Consider the following 24,393-nt stretch of genomic DNA (forward strand, 5'->3'; position numbering starts at 1 on the left):
TACTTATGGAATTCGTTGCTTGCCGATGGCATGAACGCGTTCGTTTTTGCGTCTGCCAACACCACTGTCATGTTCATGGCTTGCGCTTTTCAAAGCTGGCGATGAACTCATCGAGGATGCGTTTGCTTTCGGCCGCTTCCTCGGCACTGGGCCCGCGAATGTTGGCCCAGGGATCCGGCTTGGGCACGACCGCACCGTAGCGGATGCGCACGGATTTCAGAATTGCGTCCCAGACGGCCATGGCCTCGTAGTCAGTCAGGGACGGGTTGACGGGTTCTGGGCTCGCGGGCTGCTGCCAGAGCGGCAGTTCGTAGCCTTTGTTGGCAAATTGGGGAAGGGTCCAGCGCACGAGATCTTCTGGTTCGTCGGGGTCATCCGGGCCCGCACTCATTCCTCCTGCTGAAAGGCGGAAACTCATGCCAGGCCGACTCAGCGAGGGATTTTCGCGATAGTTCTCGCTGACAAAGAGTATTTGGCGGTGAGTATCGTCACTGAAACCGATCAGGGACTCTTCAGCTTGCATGTCGGCCAACATGATTTTTCCAGCGCGCAGATTTTCGTAATCGCCTGCGAGGAACATCTTCGTGTCTTTTTGGGTGCGCACGTGCAGGCGTTCTTCGTCATCGGGTGAGAGCGCGTTGATGTAGATGTTCAGCGATACGTCAGAAGCGGGAGGGCTGAAATCGAAGCTGGCGATCTCCTGATCGTGATGACTTCGGATCACAATCGGCCCCAGGGCAAAGCCTGCACCGGCGTGCTCAGGTGCGACTTTGAATATTTCCTTGGACAGCTTTGACAGGCGCGCCTCAACCGGGGCGGTGTTGCCGTTGAAGGAGTCCGCGCGGAGCATGACGTAGGCGTCAACGACCAGCAGGTGGAGTTCGTGGACGAAGGTCTGGCGCCGGGTTTGACGCATGTAGTATTGCAACATGGCACTTTGCGGTGTTACCACCTTGGCCGAAACCAACATCGGTATATCGTCCATTTCATCGTTCTTGACCGCCGCGATCCTACTGGCGCGGTCGCGTATAGCTGCATCAAACCGCTCCTGCGTCACCCCCTCCCCCAACACGCGTACTTCAACGGACGAATGATCGGCACCCAATCCGTAATAGAGCTTCACATCACCACCGCCACTCCAGTTGGCCGGCAAATCTATCAAGCCTCGGCCCAAAGCCCAGGTGCGCATGTTGCTGGTCATTTCGCTCACGTTACGTTTCTCCCGCTCGCTGGGTTGTTTGAAGGCAGTACATGCAGCGAGAGTACCCAGTACCAAGCAGGCAAAAAGAGTGATCAGCCGACGCATAGGGGCCTCTTGGCTTTCGCCGCAATTTTGATGATCGAATAGAGGGTGAACTGCTGTGTTAACGGGTTGGCGTAGGACGCCTCATGATCGAACCCGGGCGCCTTGATTTGCTGGCGAACGCCACCGTTGCGCGCAGTTTTTATCGGTGCGCTACCCGAACTGACCGGTACGGTGCCGTCGCCGGAGCCATCCTGCATCTTGCAATGCAGTTCCCAATGGCTGGTCTGCACGGTTCTGACGGGCGCATCGAGATCACCACGCATGGGCGGTATAGGCTGCTCGCGGCCGCCGACATACACAGGGCTGCGGCCATCATCTCTGACCTGATGCAGCTCGAGACTGGAAACCGTGAAGCTATCCGGGGCTGAGCCGTGAGGCCCGTTGAGGCGAGACCCGCGCTGTATTGTCCAAGTGATGGATTCGAAGCTGGGATGCTTGTCTTCACTGCCGTAGTAGACGTAGGTTTGAGGGTGATAGGAGCCCGAAATTTTCTGATGAAACTCTTTCGCTTCCGATATGTTTTCCGCAAATATTTCCCACGTAATCGGGTCACCATCCTTCGGTGCCAACCACTCTTCACGCAATAACCCCCACCAACGGTCGCGGCGTAGATAGATCTCTTCGTAAGGGTCTTTTACAGGCTGGCGCGGCATCGCCGAAGTACCTTGGTTGTCGATCAGCCTCAGCCAGCCAGGGGCATAATCCTGGGTAGGCAGCAATTGCAAAGCACCAGGCGCCTGCGCGAAAACGGCGGTCACTTCCTGGCCGGTAGGACCAATCACTGCACCGGCAATCGGATCTTCATCGCTCATACCGACCTTGCAACGGCGATAAGCGACCGGAGCCCCGGTGGCGGGCATTACCCCATGCACGACGCCGGCAATTTTGGCACCCATGCCGGGCAACTGCGCACACCGTCGAGCCACCAGTCCACCCATGGAATGGGTTACCAAAATGACTTGTTGGCAGTTTCGGCCGTATTGGTTCATTACTTCGTCAATGCGTTGTGCCAGACGCTGTGCGGCGACTTTGTTGGAGTCCAGCCAGTTATACCCACACGCATGTACCGGCATTCGATAGTCACCGCGCGCCAGCAATTCATCCGAGATAACCGGGGGCAACTGGCTCGCCAGACTGGCCCCCAACCCCGGCATGGCAATGGCGATTTCGGGTTTTAACCGGGTGATATGTATCGGCCCAGGCTCGACCGCGACGATCTGCAGGTGCTCAGGCCGAATGTCGAATTGCGACCATTGGTGAGGCAGGAAATGGTTGTTCAGGGTTTCTTCCAGCCAAAGAAGAAATGCGTGGTAGCTGGTTTCACTGACCTCGCCCCAACCGCGTTCCCTATAGCGTTTGGTCAGAGCCTGGGTTGTGTTTTTTTGGTTCGGCCCCGACTGCGCGATAACAGTACCAGCGGGACGTTTGGGCACCGCGCCTTCGTTATCAACTTCCACCCTGTCCGGGTGCAGCAGTTTTTGCCGTATACCGGCCTTTTTGTTGATCCAGTTCACGGCCAGCCACATATTCTTGCCCATGAGCCCCGCATCCAGGCGCCATACGGGAGTCGTTTTTTCGTTTGTCTTCCGCTTGTCAGGCTTGCTCTTCAGATTCGAGCCCATGATCCCCGGCACAAAAATCACCGGCAGCACTCCATCCGGCGGCAGGATGCAGTGCACCGCGTCGGTGATATTGCTGGGCGTCATCGTCCAGGCATGTGTGGGATTGCCCCGAGCGTTAAAGGTCATGGGTGCAATACGCGGTGCTGTCGGGTTATCGGTCACAGGGGGTCTCCGTTTTCAAGCCATTCCAAAACAAGCCCTTCCAGCGTCATGCCCTGTTGCAGGGTGACGAAGCCTTCAGCATCGGTACGGCCTTCAAACCGTGCGCCATCCTTGCGAACCAATGCATAGGCGCGGTTTCGGACAGGTCGCCCGTCGGTGAAGCGGGTTTGAAAGCGTTCGTTGAACGATGTGCTGGGCCAGCTATTGAATTCCGTCGCGGCATTGCTCGGGTCAGTGAAGATCTTGTTCGCAGCCTTCACCGTGAAGTTGCCGGGCATCCCCATCTCGATATTGCCTCCCTGCATCTTGATATATGCCCCACCGCACAACAGGGTGATGTGCTTGTCCGCCGCAACCAGCACGTGTTGCTGGCTGGCGCTGATTTCCACGCTTTGATCCGCTTGTACATGGATGCTGTTGTGCTGGGCCTGCAACAACAGTTGGCCGTTCTGGGCGATATGGCGCATGTCGCCGCCCTGGGCGAACAGGCCAAGTTCGTCGCCGGCATTGATCACCACTTTTGCGCCGGCGGTGAGTTGCTGGTTCTGCTGGGCGACACTGTCGATATGCTCTCCCGCACCCAGGACGATGCTGCGCGATGTAGCGGCGGCGATACCGGCGGGCCCGCTCAAGGCGATGATCGGCTGCGCGCCCGTGCCGGTGCCGGTGCTGTTGGCCTGGTCGTTGGCGCCGTGTCCCAGAACATTTACGGCATCGGTGAGGGCCTGTTGCGGTTGCGAATCCTGGGCAATTCCCTGGGCGTTTTCGGCAGATGCTCCTAGCTGTTTGGCCAATGTCAGAGCGGCTTGCAACACGTCAATGACCTGCTGGCGTTCCAGTTGCCCCGCGCCAGCTTTCAGTTGCGCTTCGGCCGTCAGCAAGAGACCTTTGGCGCCGCGCAGTGCCCCGTGACCATCGGTGCGCAACTCGAACCCTTCACCCCTCGGTTTGCCGCCACCAAAGTGGCGTGGATGGGTGAGGTACCCCAAGTGCAGTGCGCTATGGTCGTGATCACTCATCAGCGCCGCGCTGATTTGCGCAGTGGTGTCGTCGATGCGCAACTCGTTGGCTCGTGTCCCCTTGAATTCGCGACTTTTGGTCGTCGCCACGGCGTTGAGTCTGGGCAGTTCATACGGCGGCAGGTTGGTCTCGCGGTAGGCTCGGCCGGTAGCAATCGGCTGGTCCGGGTCGCCGTCCAGGTAGCTGATGATCAGTTCCTGCCCGACTCGCGGTATCGCCATTGCGCCCCAGGTCGCGCCGGCCCAGCCTTGAGCCACACGGATCCAGCACGAACTTTGGTCATTGTTTTTATCCGCGCGGTCCCACGGGAACTGCACTTTGACCCGGCCCCATTTATCGCAGTAGATCTCTTCGCCCGGTGGGCCGACTACCGTGGCGATCTGTGGGCCGTCGATGCACGGTTTGTCGCGTAGCGGGGCTTTCCAGTCGGAGGTCCAGCGGATCGCGCTGGCGTTCATTTCATAAGACGTGCCGTGGTCGCTTCCGAACGATTCCTCTTCGAGGCTGCTGTGTTGTTTGCCCTGATGCCGCACGGCAATGGTGCGCCAGCGATCGTTGAAATCCTCACGGGGATGATCGTTGAGGTCGAAGGCCAACCCCGGTTGCAGACGCTCATCGTCGCCTTCCAGATGGGCCAGTTTGGCGTCGTTGCGCAGGGCGGTCAGCCGCGTTTTGGTGAAGGGTTTGCCGGCGATGTCGCGCTTGTAGCGGCCGGGATAGTCGTAGCGTTCATAGTGTTTGTGCTGGTTGTTCAGGTCCTGGTCGCCAGTGGCGGTGTGCTGTTGGTTGTAGCGCGGGTGGGTGAAGGTGTAGTCGCGCTGCACTTGGCGTGCGGTGCGCACTTGTTCGGTGTAGTGGAAGCGGGTCAGGGCCGGTTCGATGGAATCGCCGCCGGCCATCGGTTGGTAGAGCACCGGGCAGTCTTTATGGGTGCCGATGGTGCCGAGGCCGCCGACGCGGTCGGTGAGGATCAGGGTGTGGCCGTCGGCGCGGTGTTCGAAGGTGTAGAGCAGGCCTTCTTCGGCAGCGAGGCGGGTGATGAAATCGAGGTCGGTTTCTCCGGCCTGTACGCAGTATTCGCGGGGTTGGTGGTCGAAGCAGATTTCGCGGCGGATGTCGGTGAGCTTTTGTTCGGCCAGGACAGTGGTGATGATGTCGGGCACCGTCTGGCTCTGGAAGATGCGCCAGTTGGAACGCAGGTCGAAACGCGCCAGGGTCGGCTCGATCACGGCGCTGTAGCGGGTGCGACGAAAACCGGTGTCGCCCTGCGTGAACAGGCTGACCAGGCCATGGACGTAACGCACCGCGGTTTCGCCGCGCCAGATGGTGAACAGCCCCGCCAGGTCGAGCACGCGACTGAAGTCGACGGCGGCGTTGTGGCTGGCCAGTTCCAGTTCGAGTTTGAATGGCTGGGACAGGCCTTCTTCGAGGGTGAACGAGACCACGTCAAAGGGATCGCCTTGCAGGGGCTCGAAGGTGAAACGCAGGTCGCTTTGGCGGGGCATGTGATTAATCCTTGTTTTCACTGATAGTCGCCACCTTCCGGTACAACTCCGGCTCCCACCCCTGCGCCGTGGTCTCGCGCATCAGCCGGGCAACGTTGGCGTACAGGTCATCCGCCAGCCACGAGAGGCCACGCGAGGCCAACAGCTCGGCGGCGATCACGGTGGCGTAGCTGCGCTGACGCGGAGCGGCGTGGGCGGCGTGCAGTTCTTGCAGGCGCAGCAGCACCCGCTCGACGCCCTCAGTGTTGAGTTGCGCGGCCAGTTCGTCGCGTAAACCGGCGTACTCCTGCACCGGGCTACCGTTGGTTTGCGCTTGGTCGGCAGCACTGATCCAGGCCTGAGTCTGCGCATCCACGAACGGCGTGCCGTCGCTAAAGCACAACTCGAGCAAGGCCGGCAAACGGCAGATAAAACGCTCGCAGGTCTGGCGAATGGCGGCCGCCACTTCTTCCATAGCCAGCCGCGAGGCGACCTCGGCGGCCAGATAACTGCCACGCAGCCAGTACGGCGAGGCGCAGACGCTTTTTCGATGCGCAGCAACAGGTTCGGGTCCAGGGCGTTATGGTTCAGCGCGTCCTGATAGCCATCGACGATGTCCTTGGGCACCGCGGTCAATTCAGTGCGACGGTCGCGGGTGATGAGGGGCGCGGTGCGCAGATGCGACCACAGGCCGAAGCGTCGCAGTTGGTAGCCAGTGGGGTCGTAGGGGTCCTGCTGGTTGATCTGTTCGGCCATGGCCAACACGGCGCGGCGTTGTTCGCGCTCGTTGTTCGGTGCTTGCGGTTTGGGGCTGGTGAAAAAGGCTGACTCCAGCGCACCGCCAGAGGTGGCCGCACGGGTGGGCTCAGTGGCAACGACCGGCTCGCTGTATTTGTCCAACTGGCGTTGCAACGCGTCCAACGGGGCCGGGTCGAACCTGGCGCTTTCGACACAGCGTTGCAGATTGGCCAGGGCCAGTTCGGCTGCGGCTTGGCAGGCGGGTTCAAAACTGCTGCGCTCCAGGGTCGGCAACACCTGCCCCAGCTCGCCCAACAGACGCTGCACTTGCTTGCGTTTGTTAAGGTAGCCGGTGGGACCGGGCTTGGGGTGGGCACTGTCCCAATACAACTCGACCATGCCGGCCAACAAGCCCAGGGCGTCGGCCCATCGCGCCCATTGCCGCGTCCGCAGCCACACCACTTGCAGGTGGGCAACGATGCGCCAGTGCTTGCATTGGGTCGCCAGATACTGTCGGGAGGCTTCGTCGATATATGTCCAGTCGATATCACTCTCGCGCAAGCCGCCGAGCTTGACCATTTCCTGGTCGATAGCCTGGTAGGTTTCATCCTCCACATCGAAATGCCCGGCAGGTTGCTCGGGCTCAATGGGTGTCAGCAACAGCGTGACGACATCCGCCGGCACGTCGATTACCAGCGACATACCTGGCGCTCCTGTTCGATCAATTCACCCAGCCCTTCTGCGTCGAATACCAGACCGTGCAGCCGGGGATAGTCGCTTTCCAGCCGCAGGCGCTGGCCACCGCCCATATTGCGCAACAGCGAGATAGCCTGCAGGCCGCGTCCGGCGTCGACCACCAGGCCGGCGTCGTCCAGCACCTGCCACCGGTACGCCTCGGAGACTGGACGCTCGTCCTTGAACAGTTGGATGCGAATCTTGTTGGGCCTGGCCGGCTCATCCAGCACCAATTGGAGTCGGGATATTTTCGATTCGCAGCTGATGGCCAGGTAAGGTCGGGGTGGTAATGCACCCAGGGCTGGGGCTGAGATAACCATGCGTTGGTGCTGATCGTTGTCTGCCTCCGGAAACGACGACAACCTGAAACGCTGATCTTCAGGGGGACGTCTGGCTTCATTGCGCTGGACCAGATCGACAATAGGCAGTACACGGCCCACGTCGCGTGGCGGCGCAGGCGGACGATGAATCGGCGTGCCGGCAGCCAGGTCAAAACATTCCAGGCGCCTCAAGGGCGAAACAATGGCAGGACAATCCTGAGCCGCTGCCCGCGCCTCCAAAAGGGCCATGACCGACAGGCAAAGCCCCCATTTCCATCCTCGCCATCCGCTGTGCATCAATGCCTCCTGATAGACCCAACCGAAATCCGCAGCGGGCACTGTTCCAACTTTCGAACTAACGCAGCCCGCCTGAAAGTTCACTGAATTAACTTAACGAGCCTCACCCGAGTGCAAATAATAGGCAAGCGAAAGACGAGCAACTTATTACTCGGACCTGTATTAAAAGACGGATCGCTCAGATTTATCCCATGGGACTTGTAGGAAAATTTACAAAAATACTATCTGGTACTTTTCCTACATCTTAAAGCCACGAATCGCGTCCACATCGTCCTACATGACAAATCCCGCAACAGCTGTTTCTAATACGCCGACTTTACGAAAAGGATTATTCCCATGTCTAAAACTCACGGATCTGTCGCGCCAAAAGAACGCGTCAATATCAAGTACGTCCCGGCCACAGGCGATCAACAGGCTGAAGTCGAGTTGCCTCTGAAGTTATTGATCACAGGCGATTTCAAAGGACACAGCGAACTAACCGCCCTTGAAGATCGACAATCCGTTCGAATAGACAAAGACACTTTCAATGACGTCCTGAGTAAAGCCGAAGTTGCACTGGACATGGCCGTCCCGTGCGTGCTGAGCAACAACCATGACAGTGATCTGCATGTGCAACTTCAATTCAAAAGCATCAATGACTTCGGCCCCGACGCCGTCGCGCGCCAAGTGCCTGAACTGAGCAAGTTACTGGAATTACGCGAAGCCCTGGTTGCACTCAAGGGCCCGATGGGCAACGTCCCGGCTTTTCGCAAACACCTGCAGAGTCTGCTGACCGATGAAACCTCCCGCCAACGCTTGGCCAGCGAGCTGAATCTGGTGCTCGACGCGCCAGACCATTGATCTGAACGCCCTTCTCAACGGAGTAGTCCCCATGTCCAAGGAAAGCGCCGCCGCCCAAGTGTTGGTGGCTGACGAACCGCTGTCGTTGCTTGATCAATTGCTGGCCAACACCACCATGCTCCCCTCTCAGGAAGGCTACGTCGTGGCTCGCCAGGGCGTGGCCGCGTTTATCAGCGAGATCCTGCAAAGCGGTGATCACCAGCAGCCGGTCAACAAGCACCGGGTCGACCACATGATTGCCGAAATCGACCGCGCCCTGAGCCAGCAGATGGATGTGATCCTGCATCAGCCGCAGTTCCAGCAACTGGAGTCGGCATGGCGTGGTCTGAAGTTGCTGGTGGATCGCACGGATTTTCGCGAAAACATCAAGCTGGAGATGCTGCATGTCACCAAAGAAGAGCTGTCGGACGACTTCGACAATGCCGGCGATATCACCCGTAGCGGCCTGTACAAGCACGCCTACACCTCTGGCTACGGGCAGTTCGGTGGCGAGCCGATTGCGGCGATGATTGGCAACTACACTTTCGGCCCGTCGTCCCCGGACATGAAGCTGCTGAGCTACGTCGCCTCCGTTGGCGCCATGGCCCATGCCCCTTTCGTAATGGCCGCCGGTCCTGAATTCTTCAATCTCAAGAGCTATCAGGATCTGCCGTCGATCAAGGAAGTCAGCGATATTTTTGAAGGGCCCGGCCATACCAAATGGCGCGGCCTGCGCGAGATGGAAGACTCCAAATACATCGCCGCGACGCTGCCGCGCTTCCTGCTGCGCTCGCCCTACGACGGCCTGGAAAACCGGATCCGCAGCTTCGCCTACGACGAAAACGTCGACGGCAACCACGACAATTACCTGTGGGGCAACACCGCGTTTCTGATGGCGTCGCGCATCACCGACAGCTTCGCACGCTACCGCTGGTGCCCGAACATCATCGGCCCGCAATCCGGCGGCGCGGTGGATGATCTGCCGGTGCACCTGTACGAATCCCTGGGCCAGTTACAGGCCAAGATCCCTACCGAAGTGCTGATTTCCGATCGCAAGGAATTCGAGCTGGCCGAAGCCGGTTTCATTCCCCTGACCATGCGCAAAGACAGCGACAACGCAGCGTTCTTCTCCGCCAACTCGATACAGAAACCGAAGAATTTCCCCAAGACCCGCGAAGGCCAGCAAGCCCAGACCAACTACAAGCTCGGCACCCAGTTGCCGTACCTGTTTATCGTCAATCGCCTGGCCCATTACATCAAGGTACTGCAACGCGAGCAGATCGGCAGTTGGAAGGAACGCCAGGACCTGGAACGCGAGTTGAACACCTGGCTCAAGCAGTACATCGCCGATCAGGAAAACCCATCGTCGGATGTACGCAGCCGTCGACCCTTGCGCGCCGCGCAAATCGTCGTCCAGGACGTGGCGGGCGATCCGGGCTGGTACCAGGTGTCGTTGGCCGTGCGCCCGCACTTCAAGTACATGGGCGCCAACTTCGAGATCTCACTGGTGGGCCGGCTGGACACCCAGTAAGTGGGCGCCTGGAGTCTGTTCGAGCGCCTGGAACCCGACGCACCACGCTACCGCGCGGACAGCGCGGATGATCAGGCGCGCCAGCGTGTCGATGCAATCAAGCGCCACCTGGAACAGGTGCTCAACTCACGCCAGGGCTGCTCGCAAAGCAGCCCCGAGCTGGGTCTGCGCGACTTTAATGGGGTCACCCAGGCCAGCAGTGATCTGGCGTTGGCCATCAGCGCCGATATCCGGCGCTCGGTGGAAGCGTTTGAACCGCGCATCAAGGTCACGACCGTGCGTTATCAGCCTGACCCTGATCTACCGCTGGAGCTGAATTTTCGTCTCGATTGCCAGGTGCAGGTCAACCACAAGGAAGAACAGGTGCAGATCGAAGTGGCCATGCAGGGTCGCGACGGTTACACCCGCGTGAGGTGAGGAAGCAATGGAGCTAAAACAACGCTTTGCCGAGGAGCTGCGCTACCTGCGCGAACTCGGTCGCGAGTTTGCCGAGGACAATCCACAGTTGGCGCAGTTTCTGGGCGACGAGGCCGGCGACCCGGACGTGGAGCGGCTGCTGGAAGGCTTTGCCTTCCTCACCGCCAAGTTGGGCATGAAGATCGATGACGATTTGCCGGAGCTGACCCATCCGCTGCTGCAGATGCTCTGGCCCAACTACCTGCGGCCCTTGCCCAGTGCGACCATCATCCGTTTTACACCGTTGCCGGATGTGATCAGCCAGCGCCAGGTGATTCCCAAGGGCACGCGGCTGTTTGCCAAGCCCGTGGACGGCATCTCGTGCGAGTTTCGCACTTGCACCGACGTCAGCTTGTACCCGTTGGTTCTGGCGCAAGTCAGCGATGCTCACAGCCGCGAAGCCTCGACGCTTCGAATCGACCTCAACGTGCTGACCCAGCAGCCGCTCGACAGCCTTAAGTGCGATCAACTGGATTTTTACCTCGGCGCAGACAATGCCACCGCACTGAACCTGTACCTGTGGCTGGCTCATTACCTTGAAAGCGTCACGCTGTACGTCAACAACACGTCTTACCGCCTGAACCCCACCGAGTTGGGCTTCCCCGGCTTCACCGCCGAAGAAGCATTGCTGCCCTACCCGCGTAACGTGTTCGATGGCTACCGCATCCTGCAGGAATACTTTGTGTTCCCGCAGCGCTTCCAGTTTTTCAGCCTGACCCACCTGGCGAAGGTCTGGCCCGCCATCAGCACCGACCAGATCCGCTTCGAGTTTCAGTTCTCCCGGCCAATGCCCGTCGATACGCACTTGCGCACTTCAGACCTCCACCTGTTCTGTGCACCGGCGGTCAATCTGTTCCGCCATGATGCCGAGCCCATCACGCTGGACGGACGCAGCCAGGAACGGCGCATTACACCCAGTGGCAACCGCCCCGATGCCGTTGAGGTTTTCAGTGTCGACCAGGTAGCCGGTTGGGACGCCGCCGACAAGGAGCGAAAGGGTGAACCGTTACGACGTTTCACCCCGTTCGAGTCGTTCCAGCATGAGATCGAACACGCGCGAGGCCGCACCGCGCTGTACTTTCGCACGCATATCGAGGAGTCCCATGGGCGTGAAGGTTTGCGCCATCGGATCGCCTTCGTGCGTGGTGATGAAAGTCTGTACATCGGCGAGCGTGAAGCGGCATCCATCGAACTGACCTGCACTAACCGCGATTTGCCACTGGCTCTGGGAGTGGGTGATGTGTCGCTGTCCAACGAATCCACGCCTTCGTTTGCCACTTACACCAATCTCACCGCGCCGACCCGTTCCTACCGGCCGGTGCTGGATGCCAGCCTGCACTGGACGCTGATTTCCAACCTGTCGCTGAATTACCTGTCGTTGCTGTCGGCCGAGCCGCTCAAGGCACTGATCCGCGCCTATGACTTTGCCGCCCTGCACGACCTGCAACAGGCCCGTGCCACACGCAAGCGCCTGAACGGCATCGAGAATGCCATGACCACGCCCATCGACTGGCTGATGAAAGGTCTGCCCGTGCGCGGCGTGCAGACCCGTCTGCAACTGAACCAGGACGCCTTCCTTTGCGAGGGCGAGCTGTACCTGTTCGGCAGCGTGCTTTCGCACTTCTTCGCCCTGTACGCGAGCATCAATTCCTTCCATCGCCTGGAAGTGATCAATACCACTAACAACGAGCGCTACGAATGGCCACTGTTGACCGGCAGACAACCCGTGATCTAGCCGATGTGCTGCTGGCCGACGCGCGGAACTACTCGTTTCACCGTCTGCTCGAGCATTTGCACGCCTTGCATGGTGATGACCTGGAAGCGCGACCCTTGAGTTCGGCGGCGAGACGCCGCGTGCGTCTGCAAAGCCATGCGGGGCTGGGTTTTCCGGCCTCCGATGTGGTATCGGCTGCGCGCGTGGAGAGTGGTGGCGGCGAGGTGCGCTATCGCTTGCAGACGAGCTTCTTTGGCCTGCACGGCAGCGACTCGCCATTGCCCGGTTATTACCTGGATCGCCTGGCCTATGAACAACACCAGGATCGCGGCATTCGCCCCGCGTTCATGGACTTCTTCAACCATCGGCTGCTGACCCTGCTGCATACCAGTTGGCGCAAGCACCGCTATTACATTCGCTTCCAGGCCAAGGGCAGCGACCGCTTTTCGCGTTACGTATTTTCCATGGTCGGCCTGAACGACAACGACCTTCGTGGTGCAACGCCGCTACCCTGGGGCCGATTGCTGAGCTTTGCCGGATTGATCGCCAGCCGCAGCCGCTCGCCCTCGGTGGTGTCCGGCATCGTCGCGCATTGCTTCGACCTGCACGGCGTTCATATCCGTGAGTTCGAGGCACGCTCGGTGAGTCTGCCGCAACACCAGCGTCTGATACTCGGCAAGGCCAACGGTGTTCTGGGCAGCGATTTCGTTGTGGGTGACCGCAGCAAGACGCGCGCCAGCAAATTCACGTTAGTGATACCCAACCTGACTCAAGCGCGCTTTCGTCAGTTCCTGCCCAGCGGCGACCAGTTCGCACGCTTGCGCCAGTTGATGGATTTTCTGCTGCGCGATGCCACCGCCTACGACCTCGAACTGGGGTTGCGCGAAGAAGACGTACCGCCGTTCAACCTGCAACGCGCCAGCGGCACCCACTTGGGCTGGACCAGTTTTATCGAGCACCAGCAACACCGTTACCCCGCCGTGGTACGGATTCGGGGGCGCGCATGAAACTGAGCCTGGTAATCAGCAATCCTGCGCAGTTGCTCCACGGTTATTTGCCCGGTCATCAATTTGGCCCGCAGGGTGGCAGCATCGGTAGTGCGGCGCTGGACTGGCGTCTTGAAGATCGCATCAATGGCGTGCGGCCCTACCACTGTGACATCCGCGTCATCGAAGGCCGGTTCTGCGTGATCGATCGCAGCGGTACAACCTGCGTAAACGGTCACGATCTGCCGCTTGAGCGGCATGTTGCAATAAGCCTCAACGACGGGGATCGGCTGCAGATTGGTGCGTATCAGGTCGTGGTGCAGTTGGGCGAGTACGCCCAAGGACAGCGTTCTCTCGACGAATTGCTCGGTGGCCACCCTAAGGACATGCACCTGTGGCAACAAGACCTGCCGAACACGCTAGCGGCTGACAGGCGACCCGCCACTTGCCCGGAATTCGAGCGCCTTTGCCACCCCGTGGATCTGGCCGAGCAAGGCGATCCGCTGCGAGCAATGCGGCAGGCACCGCTTGCCGAACCGCTACCTGACATGTACGCGGCTGCAACCAGGCGCAGCATCAGCCGGTTCAGCAAACTGCGCCTGGGCACCTTGTTGCTGACCTGTCTGGCACTTGGCGGCTGCACCATGTTCAGCAAGATCGGGCAAGTGATCTGGACGCCCTCCATCCCGGTCGGCGGCCCCGACGACCAGCCCAGCCGTTACTCCCTGAGTCTGTACGCCAGCGACAATGTCAACCCACGGCTCATCAGCACCGGCACGGTGACGGACGAGGACGCCAACCGTTCCCCTTACACGCTCAACGTGCAGGCCGCCAGCCCGCAGGCCCTGACGGACAAAGTGCAGACATTGCTCGGTCACCTTTACGAAAGCGTGCCGGCCCAGTCGCCGCTGAGTCTGGAATCCGAGCCTGTCCTGCCGATGTCGCCGCTGGGAGACCCGCTGCTGGGTGACTACGACGCTGAGGGGGTAAGCCTGACCACCCCGTGGGGCGACCCGGCCATGCAGCATGTCGCCACGCCGATCAGCTTCAAGGTGCTGCACCTTACCGACGACTCGCTGCTGGTCAACGCCAGCCCTCAAGCGCTGGCCGACGACCTGAAAAAGACCTTGGGCAGCAGCTATATCCGTGCCGACGACTACCTGCTCCAGCCCGGCCAATTCAAGTTCATCGACCTGCGTGCACTGGATGAAGACACCCGTTTTATCGCAGTGATCGCCAACTACCACAGCACTGATGTCGGACAGTGGAAGCAGCGACTGCGCGTCGAGCCCAAAGGTCGGCAATACGCGGTGCTGGTACAGCTGGACGCCGAGCAGGTCAGCCTCAAGGGAGAAACCCGATGACGCTCTTTCCAGCCGCTTTTGCCCAGAGTAATTACCGATGAGTTCACGTAACCCCGTCATTTGGCATGAGGGTTTGTTCGTTAAACCCCAGCACTTCCAGCAACAGGTCCGCGCCGCCGAAGCCGCCGTGCATCAGCGCCTGCACAGCCTCAACGATGCACTTTATGGCTTCAGCGAACTGACCCTGAACAGCGAATACCTGAGCTTTGGCAAAGTCGCCGTTACCCAGGCGCGAGGCATCATGCCCGATGGTAGCGTCTTCGATATTCCCCACGACCTCGCCCCGCCCTCCCCACTGGAGATCGCTGACAGCAACGCGATCGGCCAGATCGTCTACTTGGCCCTGCCGCTACGTTCCATCGGTGCCCTCGAAGTGCGCTGGCCCGACCAGTACGGCAACAGCCGCTACATCGTCCGCCGCGAAGAAATCCGCGACACCCACAGCGATGACGGCGATCAGGTCGGCATGGATCTGGCCGTGCCCAATTTGCAACTGATGCTCGAACGCAGCGACCGCAGCGCCTTCACCGGCATCGCCTTGGGCAGGATCAAAGACAAACGCCCGGACGGCAGCCTGGTAATGGATGAGCACTTCTACCCCACCAGCCTGTCCCTGCAAGCGGTGCCGGCGTTGCATCGCTACCTGGGTGAAGTGGCCGGGTTGATGCGCGAGCGGGCCAAGAATCTGGCCCAGCGTATCGGCTCACCGGGGCAGTCGGGGGTGGCTGATGTCAGCGACTTCAACCTGCTGCAAACCCTCAATCGGTTGTACCCGCTGTTCCAGCATCTGGCCCGCCAACGTCAGGTTCACCCCGAGCGGTTGTACGTCGCCTTGGCTCAAGCCTGCGGCGAACTGGTGACCTTTACCGATGAGGGGCACCTGCCGCAGGAATATCCGGCCTATCAGCACGAAAACCTGCGCGAGTCGTTTCAGATACTCGAGCACACCTTGCGTCGAGCCTTGGGCACGGTGCTGCAACCAAGGGCGCTGTCATTGCCCATCATTGAGCAGCAGTACGGCGTGCGCAGCGCCGCGTTGAACGACAAACGCCTCCTCGACAACGCCGAGTTCATCCTCGCCGTGCGCGCCGAACTACCCGCGGAGACCCTGCGTCAGCAACTGCCGCGGCAGATCAAGATCAGCTCCACCGAAGGCCTGGAGCAACTGGTCAGCCTGCAACTGCCGGGCATTCCCCTGCGACCGCTGCCGGTGGCGCCACGACACCTGCCCTTCCATGCCGGCTTCAGCTACTTCGAACTCGACCGCCATCACCCCGCTTGGCAAAGCCTGAGCAGCGGCAGCGGGTTCGGTTTCCATATTGCCGGTGAATTCCCGGAACTGGAGTTGCAGTTCTGGGCGATCAGGAGTGAGAGAGATGAATAAGTCCGCAGCCGATTCACGGTTCGATGAGGAAATGTCCGGCGCCATCCACAGCGACAGCGAAACCATTACCGTCAAGCGTCAGACGTATTTGCCTGACCCGGAGTTCGACCTGCGCGGCCTGGCCTGGAACCCGCTGTGCGATGCCGCCATGCCCCTGATAGGCCTGGTCATCCGCCTGCGCCGTCTGGACCAGCACGACGACGTGCCTGAGTTGTACCTGAGCGTTAGCAACCAGATCACCACGATCATGGAAGAAGTCCGGCAACTCGACTACGACGCCGGCATGCTCAAGGCCTACTCCTACAGCCTGTGCCTGCTGGTGGACGAGGTGGTCATGCGCACCGCCTGGGGCCGGCTCTCCACGTGGAGCGCGCGCTCGTTGCTCAGTCAATTTCACGGAGAAACCCAAGGCGGCGAAAAATTCTTCACCGTGATGAACAACATGATCCCCGAAGCCGCCCGCTATCAGCACGTGCTGGAGTTCATGTACCTGTGCCTGAGCGCCGGTCTGAAGGGCAAATACGGCGCCCATGCCAAGGGCGATGACGAAATACAGAAGATCATCAGCCAGCTCCACGGCCTGCTGCGCCCCCTGCGCGGCGAGACGCCCAAACGCCTGACTGATCCGCTGAAAAACGTCGCGCCACGCAACTACCGGATCAAGCGGGCGTGGCCGCTGTGGACACCTTGGGCCATGGCAGCGGTCGTGCTGACGGTCGCCTACACGATCTACACGATCCGCCTGAATGCCATCACTGAGGAAGTGCTGGTGTCGCTGGAACGGATTCTCAACCTGTAACCGATTTCCAGCGTGCTCATCCCGAGCGCTGCGAAGCCATGGCCTCTTGGGCCAAAAACCACGACCTCAGAGTCGTTAAATCATCGCGACAAGGAGCATGTCATGCCAACACCCGCGTACATCAGCATCCACGGCAAAACCCAGGGCCACATCACCAAGGGCGCCTTCACCGCTGACTCGGTGGGCAACGTTTATGTGGAAGGCCACGAAGATGAAATCCTTGCTCAGGAAATCGACCATCAGATCGGTGCCCCAACTGACCCGCAAAGCGGCCAACCCACCGGACAGCGCGTGCATAAACCGCTGACCTTCACCAGTGCGCTGAACAAAGCCTCACCACTGCTTTACCAGGCCCTGGCCACCGGCGAAATGCTGCCGACTGTTGAGGTGAAGTGGTTTCGCACCAACCTCGATGGCAAGCAGGAGCACTTTTTCACCACCAAGCTGGAAGAGGCCACCGTCGTTGATATCCACACCGTGCTGCCCCACGCCCAAGACAGCGACAACTCCAACTACACCCAATTGATCAAGACCAGCCTGGCGTATCGGAAGGTCAGCTGGAGTCATGTGGTGGCCGGTACCGAAGCTTCGGATGACTGGCGCAAGCCGGCAGCAGCGGGCTAAGCGCGTACCCGACTCCGCCGCTGCGGTTCGTGTAGCGGCGGAACCTCCACTGACTTGAAATCTGTTAAGGAGGCGCAATGCCTGCCGTCGTACTGGTCGGACACGACCATGATTGCCCATTGTGTGGTCCCACCGTCGTGGACAGCGGTTCGAGCAACTTGATCGTCAACGGTCGCGCCGTCGCTCGTGTTGGCGACAGCCTCGGCTGTGGCGCCGTGATCAACAGCGGTTCGCCCTCAATGATCGTGGACGGGCAACCGGTAGCCCGCGTCGGCGACACCACCGACCACGACGGCGCACTGGAGAACGGTGAGCCCGATTGGCTCATCGACTGATATTTTCACCTGCGACAGGGAGGCCCCATGCCCCGCCAAAGCGACCTGCGTTTCACCTTCGAGCCCCTGCAAGGCGATCCCTTTGACGTGGTCTCGTTCACCCTCGAAGAAAGCCTGTCCCAGCCATTCAAACTCTCTCTGGAACTGGCCAGCCACAACGCCGCCGTCGACTTCAATCGCGTGCTTGACCTGGCGGGGCTGTTCACCATCTGGCGCGGCGAAACCGCGGTGCGCTACGTCCACGGTCTGGTCAGCCTGTTCACGCAGGGCGACACCGGCTTTCGCCGCACCCGCTACAGCGCCGTGATCGAGCCGACCCTGAGACGTTTCGATCTGCGCTCCAACTGGCGCATCTTCCAGGCCCAGACCGTGCCCGACATCATCACCAGCGTGTTGGCCGAGCAGAAGCTGACCGACATCCGCAGCGAGATCTGCTTCGACCACCAACCCCGCGAATACTGCGTACAGGCCGGCGAAACCGACCTCGATTTCATCGCCCGCCTCGCTGCCGAAGAAGGCCTGCTCTACACCTTCGAACACCGCGTCGACGGCCACACCCTGGTTCTCACCGACCGAGTCGGCGGGCTGGGCACCATCGGCACGCACACCGACTGCCCGGTGATCTACCAGGCCATGGGCGGCGGCGATGCTACGGAACCGGCGCTGACCCGCTTCCACTACACCGAACAAGTGCGCACCGCTCGCCAGGTGCAGCGCGACTACACCTTCACCCACCCGCGCTACAACCAGCAGCACACTGCCACCGGCGACCAGGACCTGAACAATCAGCACAAGGACTACGAACGTTACGACTACCCCGGCCGCTACAAACGCGACATCGCCGGCAAGCCCTTCACCAAAACGCGGCTGGCGGCGCTGCGCAACGACGCCAAACTGGCCCATCTGGAAGGCGACGATGAGCGTCTGCAACCGGGGCTGGCCTTCGACCTCAACGAGCATCCGCGCGAAGACTTCAACGACCGCTGGCGCACCATCGCCGTTCAGCATCAAGGCAAACAGCACAGCAGCCTCGAAGAGGAATCGTTCGGCAGCGACCGAGGCACGTCTTATGAAATGCACGCCAGCGCGATCCGCTGGACCTCCGACTGGAAGGCGCCGCTGCGTCCCAAACCCTGCATCGATGGCCCGCAGATCGCCACAGTCGTCGGCCCGCCGGGGGAAGAGATCTATTGCGATGAATGGGGCCGGGTCAAGGTGCAGTTCCCGTGGGATCGCACGGATAAAAACAACGACCAGAGCTCATGCTGGATTCGTGTGGCTCAGGGCTGGGCAGGCGCGACCTGGGGCGCGATGGCGATACCGCGAGTCGGGCAGGAACTGATCATCAGCTATCTCGACGGCGACCCCGACCAGCCAATTGCGACCGGGCGTGCATATCGGCAAACCAACCTGCCGCCGTATGAATTACCGAAACACAAAACCCGCATGACCATCAAAAGCCGCACTCATAAGGGGGCAGGTTTCAATGAGCTGCGGTTTGAGGATGAGTTGGGGCAGCAGGAGGTGTTCATTCATGCGGAGAGGGACAAGAATGTTCATGTCAAAAACGACAATGGGGTGTTTGTTGGCAATGATCGTAGTGAGAAAGTCGGGCATGACGAGCGGATAGAGGTGGGCCACAACCGCGAGGAACAAGTCGGCAATGACGAACGGATAAGCATTCGTCAGGATCAGTATCACAGTGTGGGTCGAGATCGAATGCAGAGCTTCGGACGCGACCACCAGATCACCATTGGCAAAGACCGGATCGAAACCATAGGCAATGATCGCCATGACACGATTGCAGTCAATCATCGTATGGATATCGGTGGGAACGCCGAACAGCTCGTACAGGGTTTTCAGCATGTTTCTGTAGGAAAAGGTATAGGAACCAAAACTACAACCTATCAGTTACAAACAAGCGACAGCCTCGTTCTACAAGGCCCGGGCGGGAGCATTACCCTGGATGCCAACGGCATCACCTTCAGCGGAATTGCCATCTATCTGAAGGGCCCGGTACAACAAATCGCTAATGGCACAGGACATTCTTTAGCTCCCAGTGGTGTCCCTGCGAATGGTGAACCGATCTGTATAGGTTGCTGGCTCAAAGCTGCTCGTGAGCACAAAGCTCTCGTGAAGGTGGACGCATGATCCCTTACGAGCTTCTTACGGCTTTGACAAATGAACTCTACGGGCATGACGACTCCAGCCCTCGGTACCTTGTCGCCTTGATTGATATGGCGACATTGCCTGAGGAGACACAGCAAAAACTAATAGAGAACTTGGGAGATCTGCTGGTCCCACTTCTCCTCGCCCACGGTCTGGAGAAACTCAGGCCTTTGGGACCTCATCTGGCGGTCTCATACGAGGCCACACACAAGGGAAACAGCGCCTTACTAGACAGACTTTCGCCTTATGGCAGCAATGAAATCGTTGCATGGATTACTAGCACTTTGAGCCCTGATGCCCTGGTTCAACATTTGAGTCAGGCCACATTTGTCGACACAGAAAACGGTGAGCGTCACTTGCTTCGTTACTACGACAGCTTGGTCACGCCCAAACTGGTGCGTCATGCACCAAAACCGTGGAGAGACTGGTTGCTCGCCCCTATTGTCTCTTGGTGGTATCGGGGGGCCACCTCACAATACGAGCAATGGCACCGCGTTCGCGGACAAGCCCAGCCAAGCCCTGCGCAGCCCTCTCCGGAGTTAGTGATAAACACAGAGTTATGGCATGCGCTGGCAAGCGACCCTCTTCCTCACCGCCTACTAGACATTCTCGAAAAAACATCACCAGGCCTCTTCAGTACCCCATGCCATGGAGTACGCCTAGCGCTCATTGAGTCGCTGCTGAACAAAGGGAAAAGCTTGGGATTGATTGACCATCACAACCTGATCGACTTCGTAGTCCTCAACCTTCAAAACACCTCTGGCCAACTGGAAAACAGCGCTAACTGGCATGTAGCGGTGCAGCTTAGCGCCAAAGGCAAAGGACGACTGAGTCAGCTGTACCTCCAAGGAGATAAACGACCATGACGGACACAACCGATCTATTGAGCTTCATTTCCCGACAGACCAACAGCACTGAGGGCAACAGCCCTTGCGTCAGTTGTAAAAGAACCGTATCCGTAATACCCCTGCGCTATGCGGTGGTGGGGAAAAGCCAGGCAGAAGCGGCCCAGACGCCTGCCTCCATACCTGCGAGCTCTTCCAAAGTCGCGTTTCTACCTTCGCTTACCACCGCACGCTACGTCGTGCGCGCTCTGCGCGATGGCTATCTCTACGTGTTCATTGACCGTACCGAAACGGGCTGGGTATGTGAGGGCGCCTATCAAACGTTTAGCAGCGGCCTGTGCAAAGCGTTATGGCCTTCCCCTCCCTCTGATGGCCTCGCCATTAGCAACGTTCCGGATTTTGGTGATCGAGTTATTCAGCTCAGCGAACCGGAGGACATCAATGAAGCTCGATTGCTATTTACGCCAGATCCCTTGACACCCCGTATGCTTGCCCAAGTCCGTGAGCAAAAACGCCTACGGGACACCCTACGCAAGGTGGACGTCCGGCAACTGATCCAAAGCTGCAGCAATACCGAGCACATTATCGAAGCCCCAACCCTCGAAAGCACCGTGGCAGACATAGTCGCGAAGACGTCAGATTCGTTGAGCGCCAATCTGGCGAATCAGTTGTTTGCGCCGCCGACTGGTTTCGTACCCTTAATGGGTGTGGCAACGCGCCTTGAGGCAACAGCAACCAAAGCGCAGGGTTTTGCCGTGATTCTTGACGATCCGATCGGTATCACTCAAGAGCTGAATGCCTGGCGCAACCAGAGCGTTGAGTCTCTTGAAACGTTTATGCGCAAAACCGATGACGAGGGCATCGATAACAAACGCAAACACACGATCGGCTTTGCAATTAAAAACCTCAAGCTCACTCTGGCCGAACAAGCTGAGCAACGTTACGTCAATCACGCTAACTCTCTCGGTGTGAGGTATACCGATCGGGAATATGCAAATAGCAACTTCCATATGGTCGCTGCGTCAAGGGGGAGTTATCGCAGCTTTCGCAACCCGGCTGATCAAGAGCGCCAAGAGCTGCAGGATATTCAGAAAGCTCGAAGAGATAGCTGGGAAAAGGACTATGCGTCTTCGGTAGATGAAGTTCGAATGCGAGCCTTCATGGCAGAGTTTCAGGCCGCCGCAAAACTGGCAGACGAGATCAAGGACAGGCGTGCGGAAGATCACCTGCTCTGGCTCCAAAGCTCAGCCTTGCAAGAGGCATATTCCTATTACGATAAACGGGACGCTGCCAATGGTTTGCTCTTTGAAGCACAAACGGGCGTATCCGTTGCCGGTATGAACAGCACGAAAAAGGGCGACTCCCAAATCGAAACATGGAGCAACGCCGACAGCGTTACTCCAGAGAACTGGTTTTGGCGCGGACTTGCTCAAAACCAAACCGAGGCCATCGAGATAATCGACCTCATGCTCACCCAGCGCTCGCAACTGTCAAAAATGGATAACAGCCAGTTGCAAGCTCTGATAAAGCCCCTGGTGGATATTTTCGACAAATCCAATGCATTTGTCAGTGAAGCCAATCGCAATACGTCTCCCACGCCTATCAAGGTCAGCGGTGCTGTTTTAATGATCAACACGTTCGGTACACGAATACTGCAGAGCGAAGTGGCTTCTACGTTGGACCGTCCCACGAACTACGCGTTGGCTCTGGTATTCAAGGCGCGATTAGGAAAGCTGGGAGAACAACTGCATTTTGAAGGCAGAGGCACACCCCTCAGTCAAGGGGTGAAAGCGAAAATAGGCTTGGCTGCCAGTAATAGTTTTGGCGACGCACTGGCCGCAGGGTCCGCCGGCCCCATGCTTGAAGTTCGCTTGGGAACAACCCTGGCTATGCTAGAGGTCTGGAACTTGAAGCTGAAGGCAGAAAAAGCCAACAAGGGAACCCAAGAGTACTTGGAACTGACGGCTGCGATACTTGCCGTGTCTGCCGCTTTGCTTGAATTGGGGGCCGTCGCAGTAGGGTTCGCCGAGCGTAGTCATAACATCACACTTCGTCAGGCCGGGCGGTTGATGAGTAGTGAGTTGAAGTTGATGGCCGGAATGTTGGCTGGTGGAGCAGCGATCGCCGGAGCGCTTTTTGATGTTAGTAGTGCTGATGAAGCTCAAAAACAGGGGGAATATTCCTTGGCAGGTGTATACGTTCTTCGCGCTACAGCTCAAGCCGGAGCCGCACTTTTTTCGACAGCCCTCGGATTGGCAGCGGCGGCACCTTACTTGGAAAAACTAATACACCAGCACGGAAAAAACCGCTTTCTGGTCCTTATGCAAGGTAAGTCTCAACAGGCCGCACTGAAAATGGCGTTCATGTTGCGCTGGTGCATTCGAATCAACATCGTTATTTTTGCGGCATCTGTCGCGTTGGAAATGCTAGCTCCAAACCAACTTCAAAACTATCTCCGCCATAGTACCTTTCGAAAAAAACGGAGCGCCCTGAACAAAACACCAAAAACTGAAGAAGCAGAGCTCAATAACCTTAACAAGGCTGTAGAGGCAACTTTTTAATGTATTACTTTGAATGGCTCATATACGACGGTCGTGCAACGGTTGATTACAACACACTGGCAAGACAGGCTGATGCACAAAAACAAAAAAATGAAAAATTGCCACCCATTCGTATAGATCAAGAAGTTTCCACAAAAATCACAAGCAACGACTCGCTCTATTCCTACAATTCAACCTACATAGACATTCGCACTCCAAATGATGAGAAGCGAGGACTCATTACTCTATTGATCGGAGGATGCGGCGCAATATTATTTTGGCTGTCAGGCATGACACTCCATCATGCTATCAGAGATATTTTGGCAGGATATAAAGGTGACCAAATCCCTCTGATTGCGTTTGACTACATCTTACTTGGAGGCATTCCGCTCATACCCTTAACGGCTCTTTATTTCTACGTAAAATACATATTTCGCTACTTGCGACTTGAGGTTTTCACCGCCCGTCGCCTTATCGTCCGTTTCAACCGCATCACCCGAAAAATCTATCTGCTTCGCCCCAATCATCTTGGAGGGTTTGTGGCATTGGACTGGGACACCGCCGAGGTCTGCATTGATCCAAAAATGTCTGAGCTGAATGGCACCGGCGGATTTGTCGTGCTGGGATGGGACAAGGAGAGTAATTCTGTCCGTGATGTCCATGGCAACCTCAAGGACGACTTCGAAATCACATTTGTGGGCAAACCAACTCGTAATGCGTCTGAGTTGCTGGCGTTCTGGGAGTATATCCGACGCTATATGGAGGATGGCCCGGAGGCCGCACCCAAGCCCGAGAAGCTCATTGGTAAATTTCCTTGGCCTTGGCGGTCGTTCATGACCGTATGGCGACTGGACAGCGAATTTGTGAAAACCCCAAAATTGTGGATCTTCCTAGTCATCTACACATTTCTATTACCGTTGATAGTTGTCCACGCCTGTGCGCATTGGGTTTCCCTATTGCTGTGTTACGAGCCCAAGTTTCCTAGAAACATTGAAGAAGCAGGTAAATAAGCATGGTGATTTGCGCCCACACCAAGCTGGAATTACCCCGATGATATTCTCAGCTCCGATACTCAAGCCACCAGCGCCTGGCTGGAAGCACGACTTGCCGGGGCCAAACGAATCGCCCTCCAACGAACCGTAT

The 24,393-nt window shown here is 58.4% G+C and carries 18 protein-coding genes and 1 pseudogene; 14 read left to right on the plus strand and 5 right to left on the minus strand.

Annotation, left to right across the window (positions count from 1 at the left end):
* Nucleotides 1–73: 73 nt before the first annotated feature.
* The 5 genes and pseudogenes from OC605_RS11380 to vasI form a co-directional block, all read right to left on the minus strand.
* Complete coding sequence (locus OC605_RS11380; RefSeq protein WP_262137152.1) at nt 74–1,306, minus strand: T6SS immunity protein Tli4 family protein; 1,233 nt, start codon at nt 1,304–1,306, stop codon at nt 74–76.
* On the minus strand, nt 1,294–3,090 hold the full coding sequence (locus OC605_RS11385; protein WP_262137154.1) for an esterase/lipase family protein: 1,797 nt from the start codon (nt 3,088–3,090) through the stop codon (nt 1,294–1,296). Before OC605_RS11385 ends, OC605_RS11380 begins: the two co-directional genes overlap by 13 nt.
* Nucleotides 3,087–5,615, minus strand: a complete 2,529-nt coding sequence (locus OC605_RS11390) for a type VI secretion system Vgr family protein (RefSeq protein ID WP_262137156.1) — start codon at nt 5,613–5,615, stop codon at nt 3,087–3,089. The genes OC605_RS11385 and OC605_RS11390 overlap by 4 nt, the downstream gene beginning before the upstream one ends.
* Nucleotides 5,616–5,619: 4 nt before the next feature.
* Nucleotides 5,620–7,034, minus strand: a pseudogene (tssA, locus tag OC605_RS11395) (type VI secretion system protein TssA).
* Nucleotides 7,022–7,684 (minus strand): type VI secretion system-associated protein VasI, encoded by a 663-nt coding sequence (gene vasI, locus OC605_RS11400; protein WP_262137158.1) that lies wholly within the window; start codon nt 7,682–7,684, stop codon nt 7,022–7,024. Before vasI ends, tssA begins: the two are co-directional and overlap by 13 nt.
* Before the next feature lie 336 nt (nt 7,685–8,020).
* On the opposite strand from vasI, the gene tssB reads away from it, so the two are divergent.
* The 14 genes from tssB (at nt 8,021) to OC605_RS11470 (ending at nt 24,260) form a co-directional block, all read left to right on the plus strand.
* Nucleotides 8,021–8,524, plus strand: coding sequence for a type VI secretion system contractile sheath small subunit (tssB, locus tag OC605_RS11405; RefSeq protein ID WP_186569733.1), 504 nt, complete (start codon nt 8,021–8,023; stop codon nt 8,522–8,524).
* A gap of 31 nt (nt 8,525–8,555) precedes the next feature.
* Entirely contained in the window at nt 8,556–10,034 is a 1,479-nt protein-coding gene (gene tssC / locus OC605_RS11410) for a type VI secretion system contractile sheath large subunit (RefSeq protein ID WP_186569732.1), read from the plus strand.
* Nucleotides 10,035–10,451 (plus strand): type VI secretion system baseplate subunit TssE, encoded by a 417-nt coding sequence (tssE, locus tag OC605_RS11415; protein ID WP_262137161.1) that lies wholly within the window; start codon nt 10,035–10,037, stop codon nt 10,449–10,451.
* Nucleotides 10,452–10,458: 7 nt separating this feature from the next.
* Complete coding sequence (tssF, locus tag OC605_RS11420) at nt 10,459–12,225, plus strand: type VI secretion system baseplate subunit TssF (protein WP_262137163.1); 1,767 nt, start codon at nt 10,459–10,461, stop codon at nt 12,223–12,225.
* The gene (tssG, locus tag OC605_RS11425; RefSeq protein WP_262137164.1) at nt 12,189–13,211 is read left to right on the plus strand and encodes a type VI secretion system baseplate subunit TssG; all 1,023 of its coding nucleotides are present in this window, start codon (nt 12,189–12,191) and stop codon (nt 13,209–13,211) included. The genes tssF and tssG overlap by 37 nt, the downstream gene beginning before the upstream one ends.
* Nucleotides 13,208–14,554, plus strand: coding sequence for a type VI secretion system lipoprotein TssJ (gene tssJ, locus OC605_RS11430; RefSeq protein ID WP_262137165.1), 1,347 nt, complete (start codon nt 13,208–13,210; stop codon nt 14,552–14,554). Before tssG ends, tssJ begins: the two co-directional genes overlap by 4 nt.
* Nucleotides 14,555–14,591: 37 nt before the next feature.
* Complete coding sequence (gene tssK / locus OC605_RS11435) at nt 14,592–15,938, plus strand: type VI secretion system baseplate subunit TssK (RefSeq protein WP_262137167.1); 1,347 nt, start codon at nt 14,592–14,594, stop codon at nt 15,936–15,938.
* Nucleotides 15,939–15,969: 31 nt separating this feature from the next.
* Complete coding sequence (gene icmH / locus OC605_RS11440) at nt 15,970–16,737, plus strand: type IVB secretion system protein IcmH/DotU (RefSeq protein ID WP_410055992.1); 768 nt, start codon at nt 15,970–15,972, stop codon at nt 16,735–16,737.
* Between the two features lie 102 nt (nt 16,738–16,839).
* Nucleotides 16,840–17,361, plus strand: a complete 522-nt coding sequence (locus OC605_RS11445) for an Hcp family type VI secretion system effector (protein WP_186569725.1) — start codon at nt 16,840–16,842, stop codon at nt 17,359–17,361.
* Nucleotides 17,362–17,438: 77 nt separating this feature from the next.
* Complete coding sequence (locus tag OC605_RS11450; RefSeq protein WP_186569724.1) at nt 17,439–17,696, plus strand: PAAR domain-containing protein; 258 nt, start codon at nt 17,439–17,441, stop codon at nt 17,694–17,696.
* A 27-nt stretch (nt 17,697–17,723) separates the two neighbouring features.
* Nucleotides 17,724–19,847 carry a type VI secretion system Vgr family protein gene (locus OC605_RS11455; RefSeq protein WP_262137171.1) on the plus strand — a complete coding sequence of 708 codons (2,124 nt, stop codon included), beginning with the start codon at nt 17,724–17,726 and terminating at the stop codon, nt 19,845–19,847.
* Nucleotides 19,844–20,731: a DUF4123 domain-containing protein gene (locus OC605_RS11460; RefSeq protein WP_262137172.1), complete on the plus strand. Its 888-nt coding sequence runs from the start codon at nt 19,844–19,846 to the stop codon at nt 20,729–20,731. Before OC605_RS11455 ends, OC605_RS11460 begins: the two co-directional genes overlap by 4 nt.
* Nucleotides 20,728–23,271, plus strand: a complete 2,544-nt coding sequence (locus OC605_RS11465) for a T6SS effector BTH_I2691 family protein (RefSeq protein WP_262137174.1) — start codon at nt 20,728–20,730, stop codon at nt 23,269–23,271. The genes OC605_RS11460 and OC605_RS11465 overlap by 4 nt, the downstream gene beginning before the upstream one ends.
* On the plus strand, nt 23,271–24,260 hold the full coding sequence (locus tag OC605_RS11470; protein ID WP_262137175.1) for a DUF6708 domain-containing protein: 990 nt from the start codon (nt 23,271–23,273) through the stop codon (nt 24,258–24,260). Before OC605_RS11465 ends, OC605_RS11470 begins: the two co-directional genes overlap by 1 nt.
* The last annotated feature ends 133 nt before the right edge of the window (nt 24,261–24,393 follow it).

This window comes from Pseudomonas sp. Marseille-Q5117, assembly GCF_946901175.1.
Taxonomy (GTDB): domain Bacteria; phylum Pseudomonadota; class Gammaproteobacteria; order Pseudomonadales; family Pseudomonadaceae; genus Aquipseudomonas; species Aquipseudomonas iranensis.